Raw genomic sequence first — 25,907 nt, forward strand, 5'->3', positions numbered from 1 at the left:
GAGCGAGCCATTAGCTCAGTTGGTAGAGCATCTGACTTTTAATCAGAGGGTCGAAGGTTCGAGTCCTTCATGGCTCACCACTTGTCACGCGGGTGTGGCGGAATTGGCAGACGCGCTAGACTTAGGATCTAGTGTCTTACGACGTGGGGGTTCGAGTCCCTTCACCCGCACTTTCTTTTCAAAGTGCTGATCATCATCACTAGCTTATATGCTTAGTGGAAAGACAGCTTCATAGCACGCGGTCGTGGCGGAATGGCAGACGCGCTAGGTTGAGGGCCTAGTGGGTGAATAACCCGTGGAGGTTCAAGTCCTCTCGGCCGCATCTCAATGATACCAAGGGTTTAACTACCTTTGGTATTTTTTGTGCTTATTTTTAAATGATCTACTATCCACAAACTGCCCACTTACCTGGAGTAAGTCATCTACAGTTTACGTCGCGCAAAATATTTTCATCATTATAGGTAGTTACTAATGCCTCAAACTCCAATTTGCAAAAGGCAGAGAAAGTATTGCTAAGCATGGAGGAAAACAAAGAGGACTTGTTATATTATCAGCTATTAGAATTTAGACACGAGATAATAGGGTAGGGGCATAAAGGTACTGAAAAGGTTTAATCTTTTTTTAAAAGGTTAAGTCTTTTTTTTTGGATATAAATGTAATCTGCGCCCAATTATTTGCCCTGAATTCACGAAAAAGGATAAAATAGGTGTAAATAAAGTTGCTATTTTAAAATTAGATTCAATTCATTATCGCAAAAGCAATAATAACTAATCGGCGAAGAAAGGATAATCAGTCAAATGAAAACATTAGTTATCGTTATACACCCTAATTTGGAAACATCTGTTGTCAACAAAACCTGGATGAATCGTTTAAAGCAAGAGAATGACATTACGGTTCATGACCTGTACGGTGAATATCCTAATTTTATCATTGATGTAGAAAAAGAGCAGCAGCTCCTGTTAGATCATGAGCGCATCGTTTTTCAGTTCCCAATGTATTGGTACAGCAGTCCCGCGTTACTCAAACAATGGGAAGATGATGTGTTAACACATGGTTGGGCTTATGGAACTGGAGGTACTAAATTGCATGGCAAAGAACTACTCTTAGCTATCTCCTTAGGCGCACAGGAATCTGATTATCAAGCAGGCGGAGAATATAATATCACGATCAGCGAGCTTATCAGACCGTTTCAAATCACTGCTAACTATATAGGAATGCGTTTTCTTCCTGCCTTTGCACAATATGGGACACTTCACCTTTCAAAAGAAGATGTTAAGAACAGTGCGGAGAAATTGGTTGACTATCTTAAAGCTGAGCATTGATCCGGTATTCGCGAGGGAAGCTGAAATAAACTAATTACAGCAGGGCGATGAGTAGATATTTCTTGTTGAAATGTAGATTTCCTTGGTCTCTAATAGGTGCCCAGTTTGTGCTCAGAATTCATGAAAAATGATGAAAATAAGTATAAATAAAATAAACAGATGCTTTGAATAAAAGCTTTTGAAACTCTTGATAGGTTTTTACTAGGTTGAGGGCCCAGCGGGTGAATAACCCGTGAAGGTTCAAGTCCTCTCGGCCGCATCTCAATGATACCAAGGGTAATAGAGAGATCCTTGGTATTTTTTTGTGCTTATTTTTAAATGATCTACTGCCCACAAACTGCCCACTTACCTAAAGTTCAAAGTGATCAAAATACTCAAAGTATCTGGACAATACTTTGCTTGGTTCTTATTTGTCAGTAGTCGCAGTAACGAAAGCACTAAACAACACATTAAACAGATTCTTTTGATATGACGGACACATATGACAGTTTGCGATTGTCGAAATTCAATGTATAACCCTTGTTCAACTTACCAAGTTCAGTTAAAAGTTTGTTAAAATTGTGATAAATGTAAGAAAGGATTAAATGTTCATACCGAAACATTGGGATTAAAGGGAAGGGGAAACAAATACATGTCGATTTACCATAAAGTAATTGGAGATGGATATCCGATCGTTATGTTGCATGGTTGGACACTTGACCATCAGGTGATGTTAAATGCAATGGAACCGTTATTCGAGAAACGAAGCGGTTGGAAGAGAATATACATAGACTTACCGGGTATGGGACATTCTAAGCCACAACCGTCTATTCAGAACTCTGATGATGTTTTAGAAGCGATATTGCGTCTTTTGGACGAGATTATTCCTGATCAACAGTTTATTGTTTGCGGTAATTCATATGGAGGGTACATTGCCAGAGGTATCGTTCGTTCACGTAAGGAAACAGTTCGTGGATTACTGCTGATGGCACCATTAACTATACCCGAATTCGATGAAAGGGTAGTACCGCAGAAGACTGTTCTAAAAAGAGACAGCGACTTGATATCACATTTGTCTTCAGAGGAGGCGGATGAATTTTGCTCTATGGGGATTGTGCAAGGTAAAACTGAATGGGAGAGGTTTCGGGATGAAATTTTACTTCCATCTAAACAAACAAATTATGAATTCGTAAACAACATTCGTCAAAATGGATATGGGTTTACCTTCGATATTTCATCTAAACTTGAGTATCCCACGCTAATTATCACAGGGCGTCAGGACAATGTAGTCGGATACCATGATGCGTGGCGGCTACTCGAAGATTACCCAAGGGCAACTTTTGCAGTACTTGATATGGCTGGTCACAACCTGCAAATCGAACAAATCGATGTATTTAATTCATTGGTTCACAACTGGTTAAACAGACTTGAGTCGGAAAATTTTCGGTTGGTATAACTTTCCATAAGTATAAGTTTACTGTTGCAATTACCAATTAGTTAAACAATAATTAAGATAAGCAATATTGGGGTTTCCTGAAATTTTAGTAATTATTAGTCTTTATTGTCATTGGGGATCATTTAATCATTGAACAAAAATAAATCCATTATTTCATACCCTGTGCTACTTATTTCTGTTGTAGTCTGTATACTGATTAATAGGTAAGGAAAGTCGAAAAGGTATACGAAATTCGTCATACAAATTAAAGTTTTGAATGAAAGAGCAGGATTACTCCTGCTCTTTTTCTTTCTAATTGGGCTAGATTAAACGCAGACGGTTATTCCTTGGGAAAACAAAAAAATTTCTTCTATCCATTGACTAGCTTGGCTTTAGCCTGGTTTCTATCACCCCGTTGGGCTTGTCAGGTTTTAAAAAGGTATGCTACGTTTATAGTGTTTTGTTTCACCTGATTGTGGGGTAATAAAGATAGAATCAGTAAATAATTCTTAGGAACGACCTCAATCTTATAATAAACATATTGGAAGACGTAATGGAAGATCTAAAATAAAGGTTTAGGCTACTTTGAAGAAATAAAAGTTTTTTTTTGATTGTGATCATATTCACAATAGAGCTGTATGAAGGGGAATCATTTCTCCAAATAGTCTGCAGAAAATACCGACCACAGCCCAAGGATATCTCACTAACCGCTTTGGCTGGTATTATCTGTTGGCTGTTTCTCTTTTTGTTGCTTCTTGTATTATTTTTAGCCCAATCGGCAAAAATAAGTTAAGGAAACCAGCGAAAACACTTAATTTCATCCTTCTTTCCTGGTTTACAATGTTATTTGGCGCTGATATGGATATTAGTCTAGTCTTTTAAGGTACAGTTGAACCAATCAGCCACTATGCCGTTAGCTCTCCATCAGGTGAAACAGAAACCCCCGGACTTTTAGAGAAGCATTACGCTATACATTCTGGGACTGCATGCTCGGACCGTTTACGCGCTTGTATAATGTGGATTTGATAATTAAGGAGTCGATATTATTAAATGAAGTTTAACAAGAAAAAAATTAACGTTGTAGACATTCAAAAAGCGAAGAAAAGCGTGTTTGCTACAGGGATAGGAAACGCGATGGAATGGTTTGATTTTGCTTTATATTCTTATTTGGCAGTTATTATTAGTAAAAACTTTTTCAGTCCAGTTCAAAACGATGAATTAAAGTTAATATTTACTTTTGCTACATTTGCAATTGCCTTCTTACTTAGACCGGTAGGCGGAATTATTTTTGGTAAAATGGGTGATAAATTTGGTCGGAAAATAGTATTAACAATTACTATTTTAATGATGGCTTTATCTACTTTAATAATTGGTGTGCTTCCTACCTATGATCAGATTGGGGTATGGGCCCCTATATTATTACTCTTTGCCCGTATTCTGCAAGGCTTTTCTGTGGGTGGAGAGTACGCTGGGGCAATGGTATATATCGCAGAATCTTCTCCAGATAATAAACGTATAAGGTTAGGCAGCGGTTTAGAAATCGGCACATTATCTGGTTATATAGTAGCTTCTGTTTTAGTTACAGTACTTTTCTGGACTTTATCTGATGTTCAAATGAATAGTTGGGGATGGAGAATTCCTTTCTTCTTAAGTATTCCAATAGGATTATTTGGTTTATATTTGAGAAGTCATCTAGATGAATCACCAATCTTTGAAAGTGACATCTCTGAAAACCAAGAACAACAACCAGGTTTATTAGAAGTCATTAGAACATATAAAAAAGATATCTTTTTATGTATCGTATTTGTGGCATTTTTCAATATAACCAATTACCTATTATTAGGGTATATGCCTTCTTATTTAGATGAGAACCTTGGTATAAGTGATAATATAAGTACACCGGTTACAGCAATTGTATTGATTATTATGGTACCGTTCGCTTTAACTTTTGGTAAACTGGGAGATAAATTAGGAAATAAAAAAGTTATAACAATTGGATTAGTATTAGGAATTGTATTTTCGATTATCTCTTTTCAATTTCTTAATATGGGGAATATAACATTCTTATTTATAGGACTTTTAATGTTAGGTATAGTATTATCTGTATACGAAGGTACTATGCCAGGATCTTTACCTACGTTGTTCCATACTGACATTAGATATCGTACATTATCCTGGACATTCAACTTATCAGTTTCTATTTTTGGCGGAACAACACCTTTAGTTGCTTCTTGGTTAACCCATGTGACAAGAAACAATTTGGCGCCGGGTTTCTATTTATTGGCAGTCAGTTTAATTGGCTTAATAGTTGTGTTAACCTTATTTAAAGATACTTCAGGTAAATCTTTAAAAGGTTCTTACCCAACAGTTGCTTCTAAAGCTGAGTTTCAAGAAGCTGTTGAAAATCCAAAAGATTCACTGTGGTGGAAAATGGAACAAACAGAAAAGGAATGAAAAAAACATCCATTTAATTGACCGACTACTCGAAATACAGACTCAGAATAAGCTGGGATTATCCGAGCAGCAATGACTGCAGCTCTTTTATATTCTGGAGGGCTTACTGCTTTGCAAATGCAGCGTTGCTATTCTCGATCGTCATTATTTTATTGGTTGTGTCCTAATAATAAAACATTGACGCAAGAACGAAGAGAAATTAAAAGGTCCGGGCAATACAGCAAAATAAGAAGCAAGAAGCTTTGTTATGCCGGTTCTTCTCCCGAAGGAGAGCTGGCTTTTTATTTTCTGTATGAGGTCCAAAGCAGAAAACGAGAACTTGTACGCTAACTAATCAACAAAGGTTTTTTGGATATGAAGAGGGTGAACTGGTGAAAAAACGGAGTTTGTTGTGGAGTTAGCTTTGCAATTAGGGACATCTCAACAACAAAATAATAACCAGCCCGATTAAAAAGCTCATCAAAAGTTCCATTATTCCAATATACGATCCACTCAATTATTTGAGTGGATCTGTTTGTTTTTTATTTATTTGCAGCAGTCTCTATGTGACGAAACAATAAATGGATTAAAACCCTTTACGCAGCCAGGTTGCGGCGAGATCAATTGCTCCGCGAGCAGCTTCAGTTTTAGCTAAGGCGTTGAGCATCACGAAATCGTGAATGATACCTTGGAAACGTACGGCAGTGACCGGAACACCAGCTTCACGAAGTTTATTGGCATATGCTTCTCCCTCGTCACGAAGTACATCAGCTTCAGCTGTGATAATCAATGCAGGTGGAAGCCCTTGAAGCTGCTCAGCAGTTGCACGCAGAGGTGATGCTGTAATTTCAGCACGCTCGTTCGAATTGGTTGTGTACTGATCCCAAAACCACATCATCGCGTCCTTGCGTAAAAAGTATCCTGCAGCAAACTGGTGATAGGATTCCGTATCGAAAGAAGCGTCTGTTACCGGATAGAAAAGTAATTGTTGCCGGATATTCAAGTCACCTCGTGCTTTGGCCATTAGCGTGACAGCAACAGCCATATTGCCTCCAACACTATCACCTGCAATTGTTAGACTCTCGGGAATCATGCCGTTCTCACGGCCATTTTCAGATGCCCACTTCACTACTGCATAAATTTCTTCAATGGCTGTCGGATATTTTGCTTCTGGAGATAAGGTGTAATTTGGAAAGACAATAGCAGCTTGTGCGCCGACTGCTAGCTCACGGATGAGCCGATCATGTGTATGCTCATTACCAAATACCCAGCCGGCCCCATGAATGTACACGATGACAGGAAGGTGCGCAGGCGCATTCTGCGGGCGCATTATTCTTACTGATACCTGTCCGCTCGGTCCTCCTGAAATCATAACATCTTCAATATCAACTGGCAGTTTATCAATTGGGGCAGATTGAACCTCATCTACAGCTTCTCGTCCTTTCTCAGGTCCAAGGTCGAATAGATAGGGTGGGTTCGCGGTTGCTTCTGCAAATTCTTGAGCTGCTTTTTCTAATTGTACTTTCTTTAACATCAATCTCACTCCTTATTTGAAGGCTGGTCACCTATATGTTTTAATCAAATTTTTTGCCTATTGATCTTGGCATCTTTCGTCTTACATTGCTGTTGTAATGATTTGTACATCAATATTTCCGCGAGTAGCTTTAGAATATGGACATACTTGATGAGCTGCATGTGTTAATTCTTCCGCTTGCTCTTGAGATACCCCTTGAATTTCCACCTCCAGAACAACTCCGATTTTATAACCATTATCACTTTCATCTTTTAATAAACTTACTTTACCGGTAACAGCTGATTCGATTTTTAATCGTTGTCTCTGGGCTGCTAAATGAAGAGCACTGTCATAACAAGCTGAATAGCCTGCCGCAAATAATTGTTCTGGATTTGTAGCCGTGGATACTTGATTTGGTTTTGGCATAGCTAAATCCAAATCAATAATAAGATCATTAGATGTTACATGACCTTCTCTGCCGCCTTTTGTTGTAGCTTCTGCTGTAAAATATACTGTCATCATCAAACACTCCTATAAATTAAATTTAACACAATTGAATTTTAATCAATCTAATCAGCGTTGTCAATTAAATTTTTGAAAATTAAATTGTTCTCAATTGAAATGCGCAATTAAATTCCTCTAAATGATTGATTAGACTAAAATAAAGAACAGTTTTCGGCAGTTTAAAGTTAGTGTACATAATAACCATATTGAGAAGGTGGCTCAATAAATCTATGAGTCGGTCTAAACAATATAGTAGAAGTATCTATATCGGTCATAATAAGAATGCACCTCAAACACATTTTGGTTATAAATAAAGTTCCCATGTATATAAGTTATGGTTAATTAAATTGTCAGTCATTCAATTTCCCTTAATGTAATTCTTATGCTATTATGTGTAGTAATGAATATAAATATTGTGAGGGATTTAACATGAAGAATGATAAATTACTGTTAAGTAATCATCTATGTTTTGCGATTTATGCAGCTTCTCGTGAAATGATAAAGTTATACCATCCTCTCTTAAAAGAATTAGGAATTACGTATCCACAGTATTTGGTTCTTCTTGTTTTATGGGAGAAGGAAAAAATATCTGTTAAAGGTTTAGGCGAAGAATTATATCTGGACTCCGGAACATTAACTCCAGTTTTAAAACGACTTGAGGAGCGAGGTCTTATTATAAGAGAGCGTTCAAAAGAGGATGAACGAAGTGTAATTATTACGTTAACAACTGAAGGGAATGAGTTTAAAGAAAAAGTCACAATGATACCTAATGCAGTATTTGATAAAACCGGTTGTAATGAAGAAGAAATTAAAAGTTATAACAAGGAAATTCGTAATTTACTTCACATGCTGACAACTGAGCAATAGTTTTATGAATATAGATGGTGGGCCAAGCGGGTGAATAACCTGCGGAGGTTCAAGTCCTCTCGGCCGATCCCTATGATACCAAGGGTTTTGACACCTTTTGTATTTTTTGTTTATAGACTTACTATAGTAGGTCGTATGATTTGTCAGCCACCTTCATCCTTCTGCTGACTGCGGGCAGCGGTAGTAAATAGGAGAATGCAATTAATGAAGTGATTAAGCAGGAGAAGAAAGTCAGAAAAGAAATGCGAGCAGATTCAGATGAGTACAAAAGAGATAACGCCATAATTCTTGTATATGATGACGGCAAGTATATTCAGCTTGCGTTTTATCAGCCAGAAGAAAGTTCTCGCAAGCTTACTGCTTAAAAAGCCATTTTTTCAATCAAAAAATCAATATCAATTCGGGGCTGGATTCAATATGATCCAGTCCCTTTTTGTTTTATTGATTTTTCTTATCCCCAGTCTGATAAAAGATTTTCTGTGAATCATTTAACAATTATCGGCCGTTTTTTCTTTTTCGATAATATCCTTTACCACATCCTCAATTGTTATATGTCCAAGAGCTTTTTCCAAGGCAGATTGGGCGAGTTCAAATATTGGACCAATTGTACTTTGTATGTTCCGGCCTACAGGACATTGAGGATTGGGATTTTCATGTATACTAAACAATTCTTTATCTTGAACAACATTAACTGCTCTATAAACATCAAGTAAGGTGATTTCAGTTAAATCTTTCGCTAATTCAGCTCCTGCAATACCTGGCCGTACATTTACTAAACCTGCTTTTTTCAGCATCCCCATAATTTTTCTTATTAAGGCGGGATTTGTATTTACACTTCCAGCTAAAAATTCAGAAGTGCTGATTCCGTCTTCATTTATTTCAATAAGAGCCAATATATGAATTCCTACAGCAAAACGGCTGCTAATAGACATGATTTCTTCACCATCCTAATTACTTTACACTCTTTATAGTACACTTGTAACTGAATGTATTACAAGTTTATTTCACTCTAATATGCTCAATTAACAAGATGATAAAAGTATTGACAAATAAATAAGGTGTAACTAAAATTATTACATGTAATCAATTTGCTTACATTTAAAATTTTGAATGATTAGGGGGACTTTAAATTGAAAATTGGAATCATTGGTGCAACCGGAAAAGCTGGAAGTCTTATCTTGAAAGAAGCGGTAAGCAGGGGACATGAAGTAACTGCAATTGTAAGAGATGCTGCAAAACTTAAAGAGGAAAAGGTTTCAATCATTGAAAAAAATATAATTGATCTGACATCGGATGATCTAAAAAAGTTAGATGTAATAGTTAATGCCTTCGGAGCTCCATTAGGAGAAGAACAGGCACATGTAGATGCTGGCCGGGCATTAATTAGGGCATTAAAAGGAATAGGTACAAGAGCAGTAATTGTAGGCGGAGCAGGGAGTCTTTATGTAGACGAAAATAAAGCTGTCAGTGTAATGGATACACCTGATTTCCCGGAGATTTTTATTCCAACAGCTAAAGGGCAAGGTCGTAACTTGCAAGAGCTAAAGGAAACTTCTGATATGAACTGGACATTTATCAGTCCTTCAGCGGTATTTGACCCAGACGGGAAAAGAACTGGGTTTTATCAGTCAGGAAAAGATCATCTTCTTGTGAACTCGAAAGGCGAAAGTTATATCAGCTATGCAGACTATGCAATTGCAGTATTGGATGAAATAGAAAATCCAAAACATATAAATGAACGCTTTACAGTTGTGGGAGAAGCTGAATAAGTTACTGAGTAGAAACAAAGGGCGCCATTAGCGTCATCGCTAATGGTATCTTCCTCCTAAGAATGTACGGAGACATTGAAAACTTTGCAATCAGAGTAGCTGATTATTTTTATGAAAAAGGGGATTTATCACGTTCCAATGAATATTATCGAGCTGATGACAGAGTAGGAGCTTAGTGAGTTGGATCAAAAAATAAATAGCTCTGACTAAAACCTTTGCGGGTTAGTTAGAGCTTTTGTAAACCCACTCGTTTTCGTGAGTGGGCTTTTGGAAAATACACCTATCAACATGATATTTATTATTAAGTACGGTAAGGGGTCCGTCAAAACTTCTAATTTCCAAATGAAGGTTCTCACAAAAAAACCTGCCGCACGTTTAACAAATAAAACCCTGAATGAAACATGATATTAATTTGCAGTTATTTCCGTTTCGTGCTATGATAAAGGAGAATTATTTTTGTTCGTGTAAAGGATAGTATGAATATCGACTTTTCGTCTTGATGATACTTTGGGCAAGGATAGTAATACAATGTGTAATACACTAGGAGGCAACAAAAATGGAACAAGGTACAGTTAAATGGTTTAATGCAGAAAAAGGTTTTGGATTTATCGAACGTGAAAATGGAGACGATGTATTCGTACACTTTTCTGCAATCCAAAGTGACGGATTCAAATCTTTAGACGAAGGTCAAAAAGTAACGTTTGACGTTGAGCAAGGTGCTCGTGGAGCTCAAGCTGCTAACGTTCAAAAAACTGCTTAATCTTCAATCGTTTATACAAACAGGCTCTTTATATAGGGCCTGTTTTTTTATGTTCTCTGTATCATACTGAATAAAAAACCCTACTCAACGTTCGAGTAGGGACAGATGCTACAAGGTAAGAAAAAGGTTTAAAACCTCAAAGGATTGTTTACAGTATAACATACCGGATTGACGATATGTGGAATATATAAATGATTTGTTTTTATGTTCTCAAGGTAACGGTATGTTATTCTTTGTTACAATTCGCATATCTTTTTTATGAAATAAGATAAACAACTGCTATTCACTGTCGCAAGAGATGTAAGAAATTCTGAAAGATAAAGGGGAGAGTGGTTGTTTTTTCTTCCGGAAATAATCACTTAGACCTAAAACAATGAAAGCCCTGCCTCTCTTCCATCCTTACGGCTCCTTGTCCGTGCCAGGGTGAATCAGGATTACAAAAATCAAGTGACTATTTCATCGAGAATTCAAGTGTTCGTTGAAGAAAAAAATATAACAGATTAGATTGAGGAGTAATAAAAGCGGTTAATGTTTAAAAAGTAAGTTGAAGAAGTTGAACGTCTGATCGTAATACTCTGAAAAACTTATCTGTCATTAACCTTAACAGAAACTTTTTATTTGTTTTTCAGTGATTCCTTTAATGACTTCCAGTTCACTAATCAAAAATTCATATGCATTATCCAACATTTTTTTTTCGCTTGAATTAAGTGCTTTTTCTTTCTTCATACGCATTAAATCACGTACAACTTCAGCGCCTTCTTGTATTTCACCCGTTTTTATTTTGTTCGTGTTTATTATATACCTTTGCTTCCACGGCAGTAACCTATCTGATTCTCCATGCTGAAAAATGTGTATAATGTGTTTTAATGCACGTATATCAGTAACTGGCCGTATATTTGAACTCAATATTTTACGCGTTGGAATCATAATTGTCATATTACTGATTGACATTCTTATGACATAATACTGTTGTTTTTCCTCTAAGAATTCTTTTTCTTCTATGGCTTCAATTATACCTGCTCCGTGCATTGGATAAACAATGTTATCGCCAATTTGAAACATATAATCCACCTCCATATATGGGAACTTAACTTAAGGTTACCATATATAGAGTGAGATATCAAATTTTTAATAATAACATGATTGTTTATTTGTGTCAATAACTTTTTTCAAAAAAACAACATCAAAACAAGAGGGAACCTGTGAGATTCCTAAAAAAGGGAAGATCAATTGGTCGGGGTATATTTTGGAATCTCGACTAATTAACAGAGATCAGTTTTTCGTTGAAAAGGAGTTATTAAATATCCATTAGGAGTTCATGGCTTGACATCAATGACAGCAATTGAATCCTTGGTTTGTTTACTTTTTTACTTTTTCGATGTCTTCTTCTCCTCAAGGATACCAATCATGCAATTAAGAGCACGTTGAATTAAATATGGGGTCTTCTTGTGATTAATCTTTTGGGTTTAACGTAAAACAGGGGATACTAATATTAACTCTTTAAAATCATTCTCATGCCGTCTTGAAAATTGACAGTATACCTGTAAGGGTATAATATTGATTCACAAACATTATTTAGTTAATAATGTAGTGTGATAAAGCGTAGTATGAAATGATAGTGGATAACATGCAAATATATAAATTTCAAAGAAGGAGTTCAACGCATGGAATATGATCAAAAGATTAAAAATCGCTTACGCCGGATAGAAGGACAGATAAAAGGTGTATTGACCATGATGGAACAAGGAAAAGATTGCAGAGAGGTTGTGACCCAATTAGCTGCTTCACGTAATGCGATCGATCGAGCAATGGGTTTGATTGTGAGCACAAACCTTGAACATTGTGTTCGTGAAAGTTTAGAAAAGGGAGAAGACACACAACACTTAGTAAAAGAAGCGGTCGACTTATTGGTAAAGAGCCGATAAAAAAATTCATCAACCTATCATCTTTAAGGTTGACGAATTTTTATATTCATTATAATATACCCCTACCGGTATTTAATATGTTGAATTGAATAATAGGAGATCTTTCGAAAAAATTTTTAATTTCAATATACCCCCAGGGGTAATAGTGATTGGTCAGGAGAATAAACATGACAAAACAAACAAAACGCACAACAATTGTTTTATTTAGCGGGGAATATGATAAAGCAATGGCAGCCTATATTATTGCAAATGGTGCTGCTGCCTACGATCATGAAGTGACGATCTTCCATACTTTTTGGGGATTAAACGCTTTACGTAAAGAAGAGCTGATTCCAGTGAAAAAAGGATTTCTTGAAAAAATGTTTGGAAAGATGATGCCTCGCGGTGCCGATAAGATGGGTTTATCTAAAATGAACTTTGCAGGTATGGGCCCTAAAATGATTAAAAATGTGATGAAAAAGCATAATGCACTTACGTTGCCTCAGTTGATTGAGATGGCTCAAGAACAAGGTGTAAAGCTCGTAGCTTGTACAATGACAATGGATCTTCTTGGTTTACAGGAAAAAGAACTATTAGATGATATCGACTATGCTGGTGTAGCTGCTTATTTGGCAGATGCGGAAGAAGGCAATGTCAACTTATTTATCTAATGTGATCCATTGCAAATTGAATAAGTGAAGGGGGGATATAACACTATGAATAGCGGAGTAATGTTCAATACTTTACTCATTTTATTTTTACTTTGGATCGTATTTCGACGTTTTTTCCCATTGCATGGTGTTAAACAAATAACAACTGCTGATTTAAAATCGGAGGCGGAAAACAAAGACAAACAGTTTATAGATGTGTGAACTTCTTATGAGTTCTGTACAAGGCATATTAAAGGATTTAAAAAAATTCCTTTGTCTATCTTGCCTCGTCAAACTCATCAACTTTCGAAAGACAAAGACGTCTTTGTGATCTGCCAAAGCGGAATGAGAAGTGTAAAGGCAAGTAAAATATTGAAGAAACACGGGTTTAAAAATATCACAAATATAAAAGGCGGTATGAATACATGGTATTAACATCCAGGGAATAACTTTTTGCATATTTTTATACCCCCGCCCCTATATAAGAAAAGGAGGAAAAAAACCGTGAAAGCAAATATTGTATTAGACGCTAAAGGCTTGTCATGCCCAATGCCTATCGTAAAAACAAAGAAGAAAATAAAAGAATTAAAAGCTGGTGACATATTAGAAATTCAAGCAACAGATAAAGGATCAGCGGCAGATCTGCAAGCATGGGCAAAAAGCTCAGGCCATGAATATTTAGGTACTGAAACAGAGGGAGAAGTCCTTCGTCACTTTCTTCGAAAAGGAGGAGAGCATTCATCAGAAAATGCATCTTCCATTCCTGAGATTTCATTAGAAGCTTTCACACAGAAAGTGGATCGTGATGAGTCTCTTCACATTTTAGATGTACGAGAGATAGAGGAGTATGAAGAAGCCCATATCCCCGGAGCGGTGCATATCCCTCTTGGCGAAGTGGAAAAGCGCTTTAACGAATTAAACAAAAATGATGAAATTTATATTATTTGCCATTCAGGAAGAAGAAGTGAAATGGCAGCTCACACCATGAAAAAACAAGGTTTTAAAAAAGTTATTAATGTTATTCCCGGTATGCGGGACTGGACAGGTAAAACAGAAAAAGGAGGTATGTAAACATGACCGTGCAAGCACTTACCGCAAAAGAAGTCACACAAAAAATCTTTCACAAAGAACCTTTATTTATTTTGGATGTACGTAATGAAAATGACTTTAGCGATTGGAAGATTGAAGGACATGATTTTGACCATTTAAATGTACCGTATTTCGATCTTTTAGATGGCGTAGAAGATATCTTGGAGAAAATTCCTTCTGATAAAGATGTGCTGGTCGTTTGTGCAAAAGAAGGTTCATCTGTCATGGTATCCGAAATGCTTTCTGAAGCAGGTCATTCTGTATCCTATCTTAAGGGCGGAATGAAAGCATGGAGCGAACATTTAGAGCCGGTAAAAGTCGGGGATTTAAAAGATGGCGGTGAGATGTATCAGTTTGTTCGAATCGGTAAAGGCTGCCTATCATACATGGTCATTTCCAATGGTGAAGCGGCGATTATTGATGCGACGCGTATGGTAGATTTCTTTATGGATTTTGCGAAGGAGAAGAGTGCGACGATTACTCACGTATTTGATACACATCTTCACGCGGACCATATTTCAGGCGGCAGAGTCATTGCTGAAAAAACAAAAGCAGCCTACTGGTTACCGCCTAAAGATGCTGAAGAAGCGGTATTCGATTATCAGCCGTTGGAAGAAGGAAACGACATGACCATCGGAAATACAAAGATTAAAATTCAACCGATTTATTCTCCGGGGCACACGATTGGTTCCACTTCTTTCATTGTCGATGATCAGTATCTTCTTTCAGGTGATATCTTGTTTATTGATTCAATTGGCAGACCAGACTTAGCCGGTATGGCAGAAGATTGGGCAGGAGATTTAAGAACAACGCTTTATAGCCGTTACAACGCGTTGTCACAGGATTTAATTGTATTACCGGCACACTTTATGATCATTGACGAGCTAAATAAGGATGGAAGTGTTGGTAAAAAACTAAGTACATTATTTAGCGAGAACCATGGTTTGAACATTGCGGATGAAACAGAATTTAGACACTTAGTAACAGATCATTTGCCTCCGCAGCCAAATGCATACCAAGAGATTCGAGAAACAAACATGGGGATAATCAGCCCAGATGAAGAAAAACAGCGTGAAATGGAGATTGGTCCAAACCGCTGTGCAATACGGTAACTCAAGTTTCTATTAAAAAGAGGAGAGATGAACATGAAATCAGATAAAGTATTAGACGCAAAAGGCCTGGCATGCCCAATGCCAATCGTCAGAACAAAGAAAGCGATGAATGAACTGGAATCAGGTCAAATATTAGAAGTGCATGCAACAGATAAGGGAGCTAAAAATGATCTTGCAGCTTGGTCTAAATCAGGCGGGCATGATCTTTTAGAGCAAACTGATGAAGGCGATGTATTAAAATTCTGGATTAAAAAAGGCTAATGAATGTGAAAGGGTATCGAATACAAAGATGCCCTTTTTCTTTGAAAGGAGGAACCCAAATGGATATTGCTTTTATCACAACTCTTTTCATTATAGGGTTTATTGGTGCCTTTATTTCCGGAATGATGGGTATTGGCGGATCAGTTATTAATTATCCAATGCTATTATACATTCCTTCTTTAGTGGGAGTGATGTCATTAACTGCCCATGAAGTTTCAGGGATAGGGGCTATTCAAGTTTTCTTTGCGACACTTGGGGGTGTTTGGGCTTATCGTAAAAGTGGTTTTTTAAATAAAGCATTAATTATGTACATGGGAAGCAGCATCCTTTTAGGGAGTGTATTGGGGAGTTACTTTTCTCATTATATATCTGAAAAAGGAATTAACTTTATATACGGAATTCTGGCTATACTAGCAGTTATTTTAATGTTTATACCTAAAAAAGGACAAGAACATAGCGAAGACGAAGAAGTGATATTTAATAAATGGTTGGCTTCGTCCCTAGCGTTTCTCATTGGCGGCGTATCAGGTATTTTAGGAGCTGGCGGCGCCTTTATCCTGGTTCCCATTATGTTATCGATTTTAAATATCCCTGTTAGAATCACAGTCGCTTCATCTCTTGCGATTACATTTCTTTCATCTATTGGCGCAACAGTTGGAAAAGTAATCACGGGCCAGGTTCTTTTTACACCGGCTCTGGTTCTTATGATTGCCACTTTGATTGCTTCTCCTATTGGCGCATCAGTTGGGCAAAAAGCAAATACAAAATTCCTGCAATGGATTTTAGCGTTATTAATAAGTGCGACAGCTATTAAAATTTGGTTAAAGCTCCTTTGATATGAGTCAGCGGGTAAAATGAAAGATTAAAAGATTCATCACCCGTTGGTTTCTTATTAATTCTTTTTGATAATGGTGACTTGGGCAAGTCTTGACTATAGTACCGTGAAAAACATTTGACTTAGTTGCGTCCAGTATTTTTTTGCATTTAGGACAGCGTTTTGGAACACTATAAACCTGTACGTTTTAAAACGAAGATGGTGATTTTAACAAACATGGCACCCAAGACATGTCATGTAACTTTCTGGTGATGAAAAAAACGACTCCATTTTTACTCCACAATATGAATAAATCTTTGTAAAATAACATGATCAATATAAACACACACTAATATATAAAGGTTTTGTAATAGAAAACACAATTATTGATGGCCCAGCGGGTGAATAACCCATGGAGGTTCAAGTCCTCTCAGCCGCATTAAATGATACCAAGGGTTCTGACACTTTTGGTATTTTTTTGTTTGCGGCTGCGCCGTTACTTAAAGCAAGTCGTCTGGTTTCCAGCTATCTTTTTTAAAGCCCTTTTTCAATTAATGAAATGATAAAATAGGAGAAGAAAGCCAGAAAAGAAATGAGAGCAGATTCAGATGAGAAACACAAGAACAACTCATCGTGATCGTATTCGTACACATTTTTACAGAGGAGGACAATTATGATTGGAATACTGGCAGGAATGGGGCCAAAATCTACTGGGCCATTTGTAGATAAAGTCGTAGATGAGTGCCAAAAAATATATGGAGCAATACATGACATGGATTTTCCACATATGATGATTTATTCCTGTCCGACACCTTTCTACATGAATAAACCTCTCAATCATACGGACATGGAAAATGCAATTATTAAGGGTGCTGTAAAGCTTGAAAAAACGGGTGTTGATTTTATTGCCATCCCATGTAATACCGCACATCTCTATTTTAATCAAATAAAAAAATCGATTTCAGTCCCTTTACTGAACATGATTGATGAAACCATAAAAAAAATACCTAAAGGCTCAAAAAAAGCAGCTCTTTTAGCCACCGTTCCTACGGTTCAATCCGGAATATTTCAAGAAGCGTTAAACAGAGAAGGTTATGATTTTTTACATCAAGATAGTTGGCAAATCTATGTCGATCAAATAATAGAAAAAATTAAACAAGGTCAAATCGATGAGGCTGGTACATTATATGATGAATTACACCATGACTTAGCAGAAAAGGCTGATACGGTTATCATTGCATGTACGGATTTAAATATGGTCACGGACCAAAAAAGAAGCAGACTTACTATTGTTGATTCATCAGCCTGTCTCGCTCAAGCCATTGTAAATAAGTATGTATCATTAACAAAATAAGTCATCTGATTTATCAGCAAATTCAGGGCGCTTTTTTTCCTTTAAAGCGCCCGGCTTCGGCAGATGCATGATCCTCAATTACTTCTTTGAATGTAACTTCCCCGCGTTATTGTTCTTTTAACATTGAATACTTTCGATACGTTTTATAGAAACTGCAGCCAAATAGAACAGCCATAAGGGCGGGAAGCGACCTCAACAGGGCAAATGGAGTTTCAAATAAAAATGCTTTCCAAAACATTGCGCTTTCCATACTCCACAGACCTTCAGTTAAATATAAACCCGAATCCTTGTAAATCAAATAAGAATAAAACAAGCACAGTAAACCAAAACAAGATGAAAACCCCATTAGTCTTTTATAATAATTACTCTTTGATTGGCGATCCGAAAAGATTTCATTTTGATCATCATTTTCTTTTTGCCAATACCGAGTTCCGCTAAGCCATGGGCTGTTTATATAAACCCAGCCGAAGTCTTCATAGATCTCTTTGTACTCTTTAAATTTTTTCTTTGATAAATAATCTTGATAATCCAGTCTCATCACATATTTTTTGTCGGTTTTTTCGAAAGTGTATATTCCTAATCCGCTGATATTTGTACAGCGATAGCCTTTTTGTAGTTGCTCGTTCAGCCATTGCTCCTCTTTTTCAATATCAAAAAACATCTTAAATTTCTTCATTCGATTCACTTCCTTCGTGCAGGGATAAAATATGCAGTAACCTGTTTTGTTCCATCTTCAAAATGGCGCTTCCTTCCGCAGTTATCTTATAGACTTTTCTCCGGCCTGATTCTCCAACAGGCTCAATCCAGCCATGCTTATTCAAATTTTCAATCGCGCCGTATAATGTGCCGGCTGCTAAAATAACAGTTCCGTTACTCATCTTTTCGATCTTCTGCATGGCGGCATAGCCATGAAGCGGCTCACGGAGAGCTAATAAAATATAATGCATGGTTTCAGACAGCGGTAATAATTTATGTTTCATATCCTCATCCTCTATTCAGTTCGACTATATAGTTAAACTTAATACAGTACAACTGAATAGTCAATGGCCTTTTCAAAATTTGTAAAAGGAACTTGAAAATCAAATCTAAAAAGTCGCTTTCTTTACGTAATGGGAAGCGACTTCTGGGGCAGTTCTATTCAATAACTGGCCCGATTGAACGCATTAAAAATACCAAGGGTTTGAGTCCCTTGGTATTTTTTGTTCATTGTATGATGATGTAAACTTCTTGCTTATTTAGCGCTGTCGTTCCAGTTTTTCTCTATAAATGTATTCGCAGGCTGTAAGTTGGTTTTGTTTGCAATTTCAATGACAGCGGGAACCACGGAAGGGTCTGTTTTGGAGAAGTTAGGAATCCGCGGATCTAACCGGAAATAGCGATCTCCCAGCAGATTCGCGCTGACCATGGATTCATAGTAGCCATTTCCGCCGGAGATCATCTGAAGAAATGGCAGTAAAGGTTCATTAGGCGACCTGTCCAAAAGGACTCCCCAATTTGGAGGAAGGTTCTTCAGATTTTCGGGACGTATGTTATCCGCACTTACCATTCCCCATCCCCTCGTATCTCTTCTTAACCGAGTCGGGGCTTCACCTGTACCGATGGATAGCGCCGCAATTTGATCCAATGGCACGTTGGCTTTACCAACCGCAAACGCGATACTGGCCGTACTGGGGTTCGTTGCCACTACATATCCGTCCACGTAGTTTTGATAGGCGCGCTGTGTCGCGGGAGCACCGCTGCTCCGCAGTATGACATCACTCACTTTCTCATTTAAATAGGGAGAGCCGGGAAAGTTGTGAAATAATACGGGCGTCCAACGATCCAGTGCCGGGGAGTATAATTTGAATGAAGGGACAACAATTCGTTTTCTTACATCTTTAAGACGAAGGCCTGGCGGGAAAAAGTTTCGTACCGCTTTAATAAAACCGGAATAGGGTAATTGCTGATTAAAAACAGGTCCGCCCGGCCGGGAAGTGCTGAATGCGGGCAGGATTTCATCCTCAAAATACTGAAGTGTTTCCTTCGGAGATCTTCCGCTTGCTAATGCCAGGGCAGTAAATGAACCGATTGAATTTCCCGCAAATACATGGGTTCGGCTTATTAATGCCGGATTTTCTTCAGCCAGTCTGTTCAATAGTTGTAAACTTAAAGCACCTAAGGTACCGCCCCCGTCAAAGGTCATGATCCGATATTTTGCCAAAGCTGATTTCTCCTTTCTGATGAAAACTATCATTCAGTATATGTTCAGCCAGAGTCTATTGTATGGATGAATGAATATCTCCTTATCTTAAAAATAGTTTGATTATCAATCCGGCGAGTCGGGAAAGGATATGTTTTTTATTTGAAGAGGTTTTTTCCGGGAAGAAGGAGAATTATTATTTAAAAATAAAAGGGGGAAAATACTTGAATACAATTGACCTTATTGTTTTACATTTTGAAGAGGTAAGACGGCGAAGCATCAAGTTATGGACAGCTGTACCTGAGGAAAAAATGGACTGGCGCCCGGATTCCGAAGCCATGTCGTGCAAGGAAATGATAAGACATGTATTAGAAGCGGAATTTCTTTATCATCAAATTTTAATGAAAAATATGAGTGAGTTTTCAGAGGAAACTATTAATCCTTATGAATCAAAAACGTTTACCACAGTAAGCGAAGAATTAGAATTTGCAAAACCGTATCGGGCCGCGTTTTTGACATTCATCAAATCGTTAAGCGAAACAGATTTAACAAATATAAAGATTGACAGGTCTGATGTTGGATATATTCGCGAACTGGGAGACATGTTATTAAGAATCGCTTACCATGAGTCTGTACATACGGGTCAGCTTTTAGACTACCTCAGAACTGCTGAGGTTGACAGGCCTTTAATTTGGGACTAGTTAAATGATTGAGTTTTACACGGGAAGGGGAAATAACGGAAGCCTTAACTTCACCCAAAGTTAAGGCTTTTTATAAATTGTTAAAACAAACATGTTGCCGTTGTTTTAATGATCTGTTCCCCAAACCGCTTTCCGATAATTTTCCGGATCAGTATCACCTTCTGTATTAATGATTAACACATTAGATGACTGATCTAATTCTAATTTCTTCTTTATCTGTTCCATTGAAGTATTTCTACTTAACTCATGCAGCAAACCTAATGGTACGGAACCTGACTCACCAGAAATAATCTTTGGATCCGAATCAATAGGATTACCCAATATTCTCATCCCCAATGCGCTTATCTTGTCATTACAGGAAAAGAAATAATCACTGCTTGTTCTCAAAATGTTCCAACCGAATGGGTTGGGTTCGCCGCAGGCAAGCCCAGCCATCATTGTAGAAAGATCACCGTATACTCGGACAGGTGATCCAGAGGCGCTTTGGGCTGACTGGTACAGACAATTTGCGCTTTCGGGTTCAACTATGGAGATTATGGGCTTATTCCCGCTTTTTACATTTAATAGGGAAGCTGCCATTGAAGCAGCGAAAGATCCCACTCCAGCCTGAAGGATAACATGACTGATTGTATTGAAGAAATCTTCATTTTGTTTGTATATTTCTGCCATAATTGTTGTATATCCTTGCATGATAGAGAGAGGAATTTGCTGGTATCCTTCCCAAGCCGTATCCTGAACTAAAATCCAATGATGTTTCTCAGATAAATCTGCCGCCATTTGAACAGTGTCATCATAATTTAAATCTGTAATGTACGCATCAGCACCTAAATGTTTAATGGCTTCCAATCTCGCGGGAGAAGAACCTTTCGGCATATATACCTTTGCTCTCTGTCCAAAAAGAGAAGCCGCCCATGCCAGTCCCTTTCCGTGATTACCGTCGGTAGCTGTAGCAAATGTAGCAGAAGGAGCGCTTTTTACAAATTCAACCAATTCGTTAAAATGAATGGAATTAAGGTCGATTCTAAATTTTTCACAATAGTAAGAAGCAATCGCATATGAAGCACCCAAGCTTTTAAAAGCATTAAGGCTAAACCGTTTAGATTCATCTTTGACATAAAGACTGTTTATGCCGAGATATTGTGCGAGACCTCTTAACGAGTGAAGCGGTGTTGCTTGATAGCCGGGAATGCCGGAATGAAAATGAAGCGCTTTTTTTGTTTCCTCTGCAGAGAAATAGGAAGATTCCTGAGGTAACGTATCAGATCTGAAATGATTCGAAACCCAATCAATATTCGCAAACAAATTTCTTCACCCTTCCAATATGTGATATATCACATTATACATGGATCGGAATGTAAAGCAACTCTTCTTTTTCGCAAACGATATACTGAAATGTGGTATATTACATGTAAAATGATGTTTTAAAGAGGTGGAAACGTGACAATGAACCAACAGCACCAATTAAAACGAACATTTATGAAAGTTGAAGCTTATCAGTTTCTGAGAGAGTGGATTATAACAGGTAAGCTTGAGCCGGGAGAAAGACTGAGAAATCAAGATCTATCTGAGACACTCGGAATCAGCCGCACGCCGGTCCGGGAGGCGCTGCTTCAGCTTGAAAATGAAGGTCTTGTCATAACGAAAGCCAATCGGTGGACAGTGGTAGCACCTATTGACCTGGAAAATGCGAAAGAGGTTTACTCGGTCGTTTGGTCTCTCGAGTGTCTCGCTTTTGAACAGGCACTTTCAAGATTTACGCAAGATCATATAAACGAGATGGAAAAATTAAATAAGCAAATGAATGCAATCATGGAGATGGATGATAAGGTAAAAGCGCTGGAATTGGATAATGCCTTTCATCAAAAGATCATTGAAGTCTCAAATAATACTGAACTGCAGAAATTACTGCAAGGACAAAAAACGAAAATACAGAGAATTGAAATTCGGTATTTCAGTCAAAATCACGCAATGAATGCATCCTGCAGTGAACACTATCAAATATTAGACGCAATGAGGAATAAAGATCTTAAACAAGGACTGAATGCCATAAGGAGTAATTGGGAAAACAGTCTGACTCGAATCATTTTAAACAGCCAATTAAAAGCCTGACAACTCGTCAGGTTTTTTTATGAATTTTTCATTTGACTAATATGAGATATGTGATATATTACTCTTAACTGAAAGCAATTCAGTTTTTTGTGAAGAATATTTTGAATCTTATATCAATAAGGAGAAGGTGATTATTATGTTAAAAGCAGTTTTCACAGAAAAAGCACCAAAAGCGATCGGACCTTATTCTCAAGGCATTAAAGTACAAGATTTTTTATTTTTATCAGGACAGCTTCCTGTTAATCCAAACACGGATGAAGTTCCGGCTGATATTAGGGAACAAACGATTCAAGTTTTAAAAAATATTGAATCCATTCTGAAATCAGAGGATTTAAAAATTGAAAATATAGTGAAAACGACTATTTTTCTTAAAAATTTAGGTGATTTTCAAGCTGTTAACGAGGAATATGGTAAATATCTTGGAGACCATCGTCCTGCGAGATCCACAATTGAAGTAAGCCGGTTGCCTAAAGATGTACAGATTGAAATTGAAGTCATCGCGTATTCCGGATAAATATATACGAGTGAAAAGCTGCCCGACTTCATGGTAATTCGTGATATTCCAGAGCATGACATTCTTTTTTCGGGAGGATAAATATGTCTATAGAACAGGATGTGGATGTGCGGTGCCGGAGTTCTTCATCGAATAATGCCTCTTATGAAGATCCGGCTAAATGGTGCAGGCAAAATACAATTTGGGTCTTAGGCCTGTTTGGCACAGCAATAGGCGCGGGCGTGCTTTTTTTGCCAATTAATGCGGGAATAGGGGGCATTCTGCCTCTGATGATCATCACTGTTCTGGCTTTTCCGATTACGTACTTTTCTCACAGAGCTTTGGCCAGATTTGTTTTATCAGCAGGTTCTGCAACAGACGGGATTTTAGCGGTGACAGGAGAATACTTTGGAGCGAAAGCAAGAAGAGTATTCACTGTCATTTATTTTCTTGCGATTTACAGCATCCTGTTAATGTATTCAGTTGCCATTACAAATACAGCTCAAAGCTTTATTGTGAATCAAATGAACATGTCAGAGCCGCCAAGGGGTTTAACTGCCGGATTTCTGATAGCAGGATTACTGTTTATCGTGCGTTTTGGTCAGGATGCGGTCATGAAGACTATGAGTTTGTTAGTTTATCCATTTATAGGTTCGTTATGTTTGATGGGGATCTATCTGATACCTAAATGGAATACAGCCATTTTGGATGTCACACACTTATCATTATCCGGATCAGGACAAGGGATGTTCATGACGGTATGGATGACATTCCCTGTCCTGGTGCTTTCATTTAATCATTATTCAATGATTTCACCATTCGTTGTAGCTCAAAGGCAGTGTTATGGAGACAAATTTGCTGATGATAAATGTGCTCAAATACAAAAATACAGTTATATATTGATGATACTTACTGTTTTATTTTTTGTATACAGCTGTGTATTCAGTTTGTCGCCGGCAGATCTTGCTATGGCAAAGAAACAAAACATCTCAATTCTCACTTATCTCGCCAACCATTTTCATTCAGTGTTTATTGCTTGTCTTTCCCCGATTATCGCATTTGTCGCAATTACGAAATCCTTTTTAGGACATTATATAGGAGCCTACGAGGCCATGCGGGATATCATTGTTGAGGTTTTTCCATCAAGAAATAATAAGAAAAAAACAGATTTTATCATTCTGTTTTTTATGTTTGTCACTTGCTGGCTAATAGCTTATATCAACCCAAGTATTCTAGGCATCATTGAAAGCATCAGCGGACCGATAGGGGCTGTTATTCTATTGCTGCTCCCTATGTATGCCATTCGTAAGCTGCCAGTATTAAAAATGTATCGAAATAAAATCAGTAATGTTTTTGTTACGATTATTGGTGTCATCACTGTTTCGGCAATTATTTTTGCTTTATTTTAATTATTTTTTGTAAACGCTTTCTATTTAATGTTTATATTGGAGTGGTCTTTATGAATGATATCACAATGAAAGATCAATTAATAAAATGGAGACATGACCTCCATATGATACCTGAAACAGCTTTTGAAGAACACATGACCTCAGCGTATATTGCTGAAGAATTAAAAAAAATGGGAGTAAGCGTTTGTTTGGGTCTGGGCGGAACAGGTATAGTCGCCACCTTAAAAGCGGGAGAAGGATCAAAGGTTATAGGAATCAGAGCGGAACTGGACGCATTACACTTCACTGAAGCAGCAGATCATTCGTATGTGTCTAAAAATAAAGGGAAAATGCATGCCTGCGGTCATGACGGACATATGGCAATCCTTCTTGGGACAGCTAAAATATTGAGTGAAAGACAACATTTTAACGGCACCGTGTGTTTTATTTTTCAACCGGCGGAAGAACCGGGCAAGGGTGCGAGGGCTATGATTGAGGATGGACTTTTTGAACAATTTCCGCTCGATGAAATTTACGGATTGCATAATATGCCTGGATTGCCGGCGGGTACTTTTGCAACCCGCCCCGGGGGAATTATGGCCGGTGAAGATAACTTTGTCATCCGGATTAAAGGAAAAGGCGCTCATGCAGCCCGCCCTCATATGAGTATTGATCCATTGGTCATAGCGTCGCAAATTATTCTCGCCTTACAGACTATTGTGTCCAGAAATTTAGATCCAAGCGTTCCTGCCGTTATATCCTGTACGGAAATCGTAACAGACGGGGTGAGGAATGCGATTCCGACTTATGTGGAAATCAAAGGTGATACGCGGAGTTATTCTCCTGACATCCGACGTTTTCTCGAAGAAAAAATGAGGACTATCAGTACCGGGATTTGTGAGATGCATGGTGCGGAGTGTCAGTTTGAGTATACACATGAATTTGCTCCAACGACGAATTGGGAAGAATATGTCGGGTTTACTGTTGAAGCTGCTGCCAAAACAGCCGGAAAAGAGAATGTCACTTCTAACATAAATCAGATGATGATTTCAGAAGATTTCTCGGCTTTTTTAGAGAAGGTTCCCGGTGTATTTGTTTTTCTTGGCAATGGGGATGAGCATGATCAAAAGGGCCATATTCCATTACACAGCCCGTCATATGATTTTAATGATGACATTCTTTTAACCGGTGCAGCGTATTTTGCGGAATTAGTTAAAATTCGCTTATCCTAAAACACATGAAACAAAGAAAAACAGCAATTACTGAATCAG

The 25,907-nt window shown here is 37.7% G+C and carries 28 protein-coding genes, 3 tRNA genes and 4 pseudogenes; 27 read left to right on the plus strand and 8 right to left on the minus strand.

Going from position 1 to position 25,907, the window contains the following annotated elements; translation table 11 throughout:
* Nucleotides 1–4 precede the first annotated feature (4 nt).
* The 9 genes and pseudogenes from HAP68_RS02330 (at nucleotide 5) to HAP68_RS02370 (ending at nucleotide 5,190) form a co-directional block, all read left to right on the plus strand.
* Nucleotides 5–80 (plus strand) — tRNA-Lys (locus HAP68_RS02330).
* An 8-nt stretch (nucleotides 81–88) separates the two neighbouring features.
* Nucleotides 89–170 (plus strand) — tRNA-Leu (locus tag HAP68_RS02335).
* A gap of 68 nt (nucleotides 171–238) precedes the next feature.
* A tRNA-Leu gene (locus HAP68_RS02340) sits at nucleotides 239–322 on the plus strand.
* Between the two features lie 166 nt (nucleotides 323–488).
* Nucleotides 489–587, plus strand: a complete 99-nt coding sequence (locus HAP68_RS02345) for a response regulator aspartate phosphatase (protein ID WP_163104079.1) — start codon at nucleotides 489–491, stop codon at nucleotides 585–587.
* Nucleotides 588–797: 210 nt separating this feature from the next.
* On the plus strand, nucleotides 798–1,322 hold the full coding sequence (locus tag HAP68_RS02350) for an NAD(P)H-dependent oxidoreductase (RefSeq protein ID WP_003156161.1): 525 nt from the start codon (nucleotides 798–800) through the stop codon (nucleotides 1,320–1,322).
* Between the two features lie 376 nt (nucleotides 1,323–1,698).
* A pseudogene (locus HAP68_RS02355) lies at nucleotides 1,699–1,838 on the plus strand (IS1595 family transposase); the annotation flags it as partial.
* A gap of 115 nt (nucleotides 1,839–1,953) precedes the next feature.
* Nucleotides 1,954–2,757, plus strand: a complete 804-nt coding sequence (locus HAP68_RS02360) for an alpha/beta fold hydrolase (protein ID WP_024084914.1) — start codon at nucleotides 1,954–1,956, stop codon at nucleotides 2,755–2,757.
* Between the two features lie 624 nt (nucleotides 2,758–3,381).
* Nucleotides 3,382–3,748: pseudogene (locus HAP68_RS19690) on the plus strand (BCCT family transporter); the annotation flags it as partial.
* Between the two features lie 38 nt (nucleotides 3,749–3,786).
* The gene (locus tag HAP68_RS02370; protein ID WP_015388666.1) at nucleotides 3,787–5,190 is read left to right on the plus strand and encodes an MFS transporter; all 1,404 of its coding nucleotides are present in this window, start codon (nucleotides 3,787–3,789) and stop codon (nucleotides 5,188–5,190) included.
* 565 nt (nucleotides 5,191–5,755) lie between these two features.
* Here HAP68_RS02370 and HAP68_RS02375 read toward each other — a convergent pair.
* A complete protein-coding gene (locus HAP68_RS02375; protein ID WP_024084915.1) occupies nucleotides 5,756–6,703 on the minus strand; it encodes an alpha/beta hydrolase in 948 nt (315 codons plus the stop codon).
* Between the two features lie 81 nt (nucleotides 6,704–6,784).
* Nucleotides 6,785–7,204 carry an organic hydroperoxide resistance protein gene (locus HAP68_RS02380; RefSeq protein ID WP_024084916.1) on the minus strand — a complete coding sequence of 140 codons (420 nt, stop codon included), beginning with the start codon at nucleotides 7,202–7,204 and terminating at the stop codon, nucleotides 6,785–6,787.
* A 411-nt stretch (nucleotides 7,205–7,615) separates the two neighbouring features.
* On the opposite strand from HAP68_RS02380, the gene HAP68_RS02385 reads away from it, so the two are divergent.
* On the plus strand, nucleotides 7,616–8,053 hold the full coding sequence (locus HAP68_RS02385; RefSeq protein WP_003156155.1) for a MarR family winged helix-turn-helix transcriptional regulator: 438 nt from the start codon (nucleotides 7,616–7,618) through the stop codon (nucleotides 8,051–8,053).
* 200 nt (nucleotides 8,054–8,253) lie between these two features.
* Complete coding sequence (locus HAP68_RS19470) at nucleotides 8,254–8,418, plus strand: cystatin-like fold lipoprotein (protein WP_300949938.1); 165 nt, start codon at nucleotides 8,254–8,256, stop codon at nucleotides 8,416–8,418.
* A gap of 123 nt (nucleotides 8,419–8,541) precedes the next feature.
* Here the strand turns inward: HAP68_RS19470 and HAP68_RS02395 are convergent, their stop codons facing one another.
* Complete coding sequence (locus tag HAP68_RS02395) at nucleotides 8,542–8,985, minus strand: Rrf2 family transcriptional regulator (RefSeq protein ID WP_024084918.1); 444 nt, start codon at nucleotides 8,983–8,985, stop codon at nucleotides 8,542–8,544.
* A gap of 198 nt (nucleotides 8,986–9,183) precedes the next feature.
* On the opposite strand from HAP68_RS02395, the gene HAP68_RS02400 reads away from it, so the two are divergent.
* The gene (locus tag HAP68_RS02400; protein ID WP_024084919.1) at nucleotides 9,184–9,822 is read left to right on the plus strand and encodes an NAD(P)-dependent oxidoreductase; all 639 of its coding nucleotides are present in this window, start codon (nucleotides 9,184–9,186) and stop codon (nucleotides 9,820–9,822) included.
* A 556-nt stretch (nucleotides 9,823–10,378) separates the two neighbouring features.
* A complete protein-coding gene (gene cspC, locus HAP68_RS02405) occupies nucleotides 10,379–10,582 on the plus strand; it encodes a cold shock protein CspC (protein ID WP_003156143.1) in 204 nt (67 codons plus the stop codon).
* Nucleotides 10,583–11,182: 600 nt separating this feature from the next.
* On the opposite strand, the gene HAP68_RS02410 is transcribed toward cspC, so the two are convergent.
* Nucleotides 11,183–11,644 carry a CarD family transcriptional regulator gene (locus HAP68_RS02410; protein WP_024084920.1) on the minus strand — a complete coding sequence of 154 codons (462 nt, stop codon included), beginning with the start codon at nucleotides 11,642–11,644 and terminating at the stop codon, nucleotides 11,183–11,185.
* 602 nt (nucleotides 11,645–12,246) lie between these two features.
* On the opposite strand from HAP68_RS02410, the gene HAP68_RS02415 reads away from it, so the two are divergent.
* From HAP68_RS02415 to HAP68_RS02450, 9 genes and pseudogenes are all read left to right on the plus strand, one after another.
* The gene (locus HAP68_RS02415; RefSeq protein ID WP_003156141.1) at nucleotides 12,247–12,507 is read left to right on the plus strand and encodes a metal-sensitive transcriptional regulator; all 261 of its coding nucleotides are present in this window, start codon (nucleotides 12,247–12,249) and stop codon (nucleotides 12,505–12,507) included.
* A 167-nt stretch (nucleotides 12,508–12,674) separates the two neighbouring features.
* A complete protein-coding gene (locus HAP68_RS02420) occupies nucleotides 12,675–13,157 on the plus strand; it encodes a DsrE/DsrF/DrsH-like family protein (protein ID WP_003156140.1) in 483 nt (160 codons plus the stop codon).
* 45 nt (nucleotides 13,158–13,202) lie between these two features.
* Nucleotides 13,203–13,571: pseudogene (locus HAP68_RS02425) on the plus strand (rhodanese-like domain-containing protein).
* Nucleotides 13,572–13,640: 69 nt separating this feature from the next.
* Nucleotides 13,641–14,207: a sulfurtransferase TusA family protein gene (locus HAP68_RS02430; protein ID WP_024084921.1), complete on the plus strand. Its 567-nt coding sequence runs from the start codon at nucleotides 13,641–13,643 to the stop codon at nucleotides 14,205–14,207.
* Between the two features lie 22 nt (nucleotides 14,208–14,229).
* Nucleotides 14,230–15,337, plus strand: a pseudogene (locus tag HAP68_RS02435) (MBL fold metallo-hydrolase); the annotation flags it as partial.
* Between the two features lie 33 nt (nucleotides 15,338–15,370).
* Nucleotides 15,371–15,598: a sulfurtransferase TusA family protein gene (locus HAP68_RS02440; protein WP_003156135.1), complete on the plus strand. Its 228-nt coding sequence runs from the start codon at nucleotides 15,371–15,373 to the stop codon at nucleotides 15,596–15,598.
* 59 nt (nucleotides 15,599–15,657) lie between these two features.
* The gene (locus tag HAP68_RS02445; protein WP_024084923.1) at nucleotides 15,658–16,434 is read left to right on the plus strand and encodes a sulfite exporter TauE/SafE family protein; all 777 of its coding nucleotides are present in this window, start codon (nucleotides 15,658–15,660) and stop codon (nucleotides 16,432–16,434) included.
* Between the two features lie 390 nt (nucleotides 16,435–16,824).
* Nucleotides 16,825–16,950 carry a hypothetical protein gene (locus HAP68_RS19620; protein ID WP_254900088.1) on the plus strand — a complete coding sequence of 42 codons (126 nt, stop codon included), beginning with the start codon at nucleotides 16,825–16,827 and terminating at the stop codon, nucleotides 16,948–16,950.
* A gap of 135 nt (nucleotides 16,951–17,085) precedes the next feature.
* Nucleotides 17,086–17,766, plus strand: coding sequence for an aspartate/glutamate racemase family protein (locus HAP68_RS02450; RefSeq protein ID WP_024084924.1), 681 nt, complete (start codon nucleotides 17,086–17,088; stop codon nucleotides 17,764–17,766).
* Nucleotides 17,767–17,872: 106 nt separating this feature from the next.
* Here HAP68_RS02450 and HAP68_RS02455 read toward each other — a convergent pair whose 3' ends face one another.
* The 3 genes from HAP68_RS02455 to cotR form a co-directional block, all read right to left on the minus strand.
* Nucleotides 17,873–18,442, minus strand: a complete 570-nt coding sequence (locus HAP68_RS02455) for a DUF2812 domain-containing protein (protein WP_024084925.1) — start codon at nucleotides 18,440–18,442, stop codon at nucleotides 17,873–17,875.
* Nucleotides 18,429–18,746 carry a PadR family transcriptional regulator gene (locus HAP68_RS02460; RefSeq protein WP_014304415.1) on the minus strand — a complete coding sequence of 106 codons (318 nt, stop codon included), beginning with the start codon at nucleotides 18,744–18,746 and terminating at the stop codon, nucleotides 18,429–18,431. The genes HAP68_RS02455 and HAP68_RS02460 overlap by 14 nt, the downstream gene beginning before the upstream one ends.
* Before the next feature lie 251 nt (nucleotides 18,747–18,997).
* Nucleotides 18,998–19,966 (minus strand): sporulation hydrolase CotR, encoded by a 969-nt coding sequence (cotR, locus tag HAP68_RS02465; protein WP_024084926.1) that lies wholly within the window; start codon nucleotides 19,964–19,966, stop codon nucleotides 18,998–19,000.
* A gap of 203 nt (nucleotides 19,967–20,169) precedes the next feature.
* On the opposite strand from cotR, the gene HAP68_RS02470 reads away from it, so the two are divergent.
* Nucleotides 20,170–20,646: a DinB family protein gene (locus HAP68_RS02470; protein WP_024084927.1), complete on the plus strand. Its 477-nt coding sequence runs from the start codon at nucleotides 20,170–20,172 to the stop codon at nucleotides 20,644–20,646.
* Between the two features lie 105 nt (nucleotides 20,647–20,751).
* Here HAP68_RS02470 and HAP68_RS02475 read toward each other — a convergent pair whose 3' ends face one another.
* Nucleotides 20,752–21,948 (minus strand): diaminopropionate ammonia-lyase, encoded by a 1,197-nt coding sequence (locus HAP68_RS02475; protein ID WP_024084928.1) that lies wholly within the window; start codon nucleotides 21,946–21,948, stop codon nucleotides 20,752–20,754.
* A 141-nt stretch (nucleotides 21,949–22,089) separates the two neighbouring features.
* On the opposite strand from HAP68_RS02475, the gene HAP68_RS02480 reads away from it, so the two are divergent.
* The 4 genes from HAP68_RS02480 to HAP68_RS02495 all read left to right on the plus strand — a co-directional run bounded on the left by HAP68_RS02480 (nucleotide 22,090) and on the right by HAP68_RS02495 (nucleotide 25,868).
* Nucleotides 22,090–22,755, plus strand: coding sequence for a GntR family transcriptional regulator (locus HAP68_RS02480; RefSeq protein WP_041482351.1), 666 nt, complete (start codon nucleotides 22,090–22,092; stop codon nucleotides 22,753–22,755).
* A gap of 136 nt (nucleotides 22,756–22,891) precedes the next feature.
* The gene (locus HAP68_RS02485) at nucleotides 22,892–23,269 is read left to right on the plus strand and encodes a RidA family protein (RefSeq protein ID WP_003156121.1); all 378 of its coding nucleotides are present in this window, start codon (nucleotides 22,892–22,894) and stop codon (nucleotides 23,267–23,269) included.
* 77 nt (nucleotides 23,270–23,346) lie between these two features.
* Nucleotides 23,347–24,657, plus strand: a complete 1,311-nt coding sequence (locus HAP68_RS02490; protein WP_024084930.1) for an SLC5/6 family protein — start codon at nucleotides 23,347–23,349, stop codon at nucleotides 24,655–24,657.
* A gap of 50 nt (nucleotides 24,658–24,707) precedes the next feature.
* Nucleotides 24,708–25,868 carry a M20 aminoacylase family protein gene (locus tag HAP68_RS02495; RefSeq protein WP_024084931.1) on the plus strand — a complete coding sequence of 387 codons (1,161 nt, stop codon included), beginning with the start codon at nucleotides 24,708–24,710 and terminating at the stop codon, nucleotides 25,866–25,868.
* Nucleotides 25,869–25,907: the final 39 nt, after the last annotated feature.

The sequence above is a fragment of the Bacillus sp. Bvel1 genome (assembly GCF_014872755.1).
In the GTDB taxonomy this organism is placed as follows: domain Bacteria; phylum Bacillota; class Bacilli; order Bacillales; family Bacillaceae; genus Bacillus; species Bacillus velezensis.

Coding starts and splice junctions, on each gene's coding strand:
- HAP68_RS19620 (WP_254900088.1), top strand. CDS start 16,825: ATGGAGGTTCAAGTCCTCTCAGCCGCATTAAATGATACCAAGGGTTCT.
- HAP68_RS02460 (WP_014304415.1), bottom strand. CDS start 18,746: ATGAAACATAAATTATTACCGCTGTCTGAAACCATGCATTATATTTTA.
- HAP68_RS02370 (WP_015388666.1), top strand. CDS start 3,787: ATGAAGTTTAACAAGAAAAAAATTAACGTTGTAGACATTCAAAAAGCG.
- HAP68_RS02360 (WP_024084914.1), top strand. CDS start 1,954: ATGTCGATTTACCATAAAGTAATTGGAGATGGATATCCGATCGTTATG.
- HAP68_RS02350 (WP_003156161.1), top strand. CDS start 798: ATGAAAACATTAGTTATCGTTATACACCCTAATTTGGAAACATCTGTT.
- HAP68_RS02495 (WP_024084931.1), top strand. CDS start 24,708: ATGAATGATATCACAATGAAAGATCAATTAATAAAATGGAGACATGAC.
- cspC (WP_003156143.1), top strand. CDS start 10,379: ATGGAACAAGGTACAGTTAAATGGTTTAATGCAGAAAAAGGTTTTGGA.
- HAP68_RS02410 (WP_024084920.1), bottom strand. CDS start 11,644: ATGTTTCAAATTGGCGATAACATTGTTTATCCAATGCACGGAGCAGGT.
- HAP68_RS02420 (WP_003156140.1), top strand. CDS start 12,675: ATGACAAAACAAACAAAACGCACAACAATTGTTTTATTTAGCGGGGAA.
- HAP68_RS02415 (WP_003156141.1), top strand. CDS start 12,247: ATGGAATATGATCAAAAGATTAAAAATCGCTTACGCCGGATAGAAGGA.
- HAP68_RS02395 (WP_024084918.1), bottom strand. CDS start 8,985: ATGTCTATTAGCAGCCGTTTTGCTGTAGGAATTCATATATTGGCTCTT.
- HAP68_RS02445 (WP_024084923.1), top strand. CDS start 15,658: ATGGATATTGCTTTTATCACAACTCTTTTCATTATAGGGTTTATTGGT.
- HAP68_RS02385 (WP_003156155.1), top strand. CDS start 7,616: ATGAAGAATGATAAATTACTGTTAAGTAATCATCTATGTTTTGCGATT.
- HAP68_RS02380 (WP_024084916.1), bottom strand. CDS start 7,204: ATGATGACAGTATATTTTACAGCAGAAGCTACAACAAAAGGCGGCAGA.
- HAP68_RS02450 (WP_024084924.1), top strand. CDS start 17,086: ATGATTGGAATACTGGCAGGAATGGGGCCAAAATCTACTGGGCCATTT.
- HAP68_RS02485 (WP_003156121.1), top strand. CDS start 22,892: ATGTTAAAAGCAGTTTTCACAGAAAAAGCACCAAAAGCGATCGGACCT.
- HAP68_RS02480 (WP_041482351.1), top strand. CDS start 22,090: ATGAACCAACAGCACCAATTAAAACGAACATTTATGAAAGTTGAAGCT.
- HAP68_RS02455 (WP_024084925.1), bottom strand. CDS start 18,442: ATGAAGAAATTTAAGATGTTTTTTGATATTGAAAAAGAGGAGCAATGG.
- HAP68_RS02440 (WP_003156135.1), top strand. CDS start 15,371: ATGAAATCAGATAAAGTATTAGACGCAAAAGGCCTGGCATGCCCAATG.
- HAP68_RS02375 (WP_024084915.1), bottom strand. CDS start 6,703: ATGTTAAAGAAAGTACAATTAGAAAAAGCAGCTCAAGAATTTGCAGAA.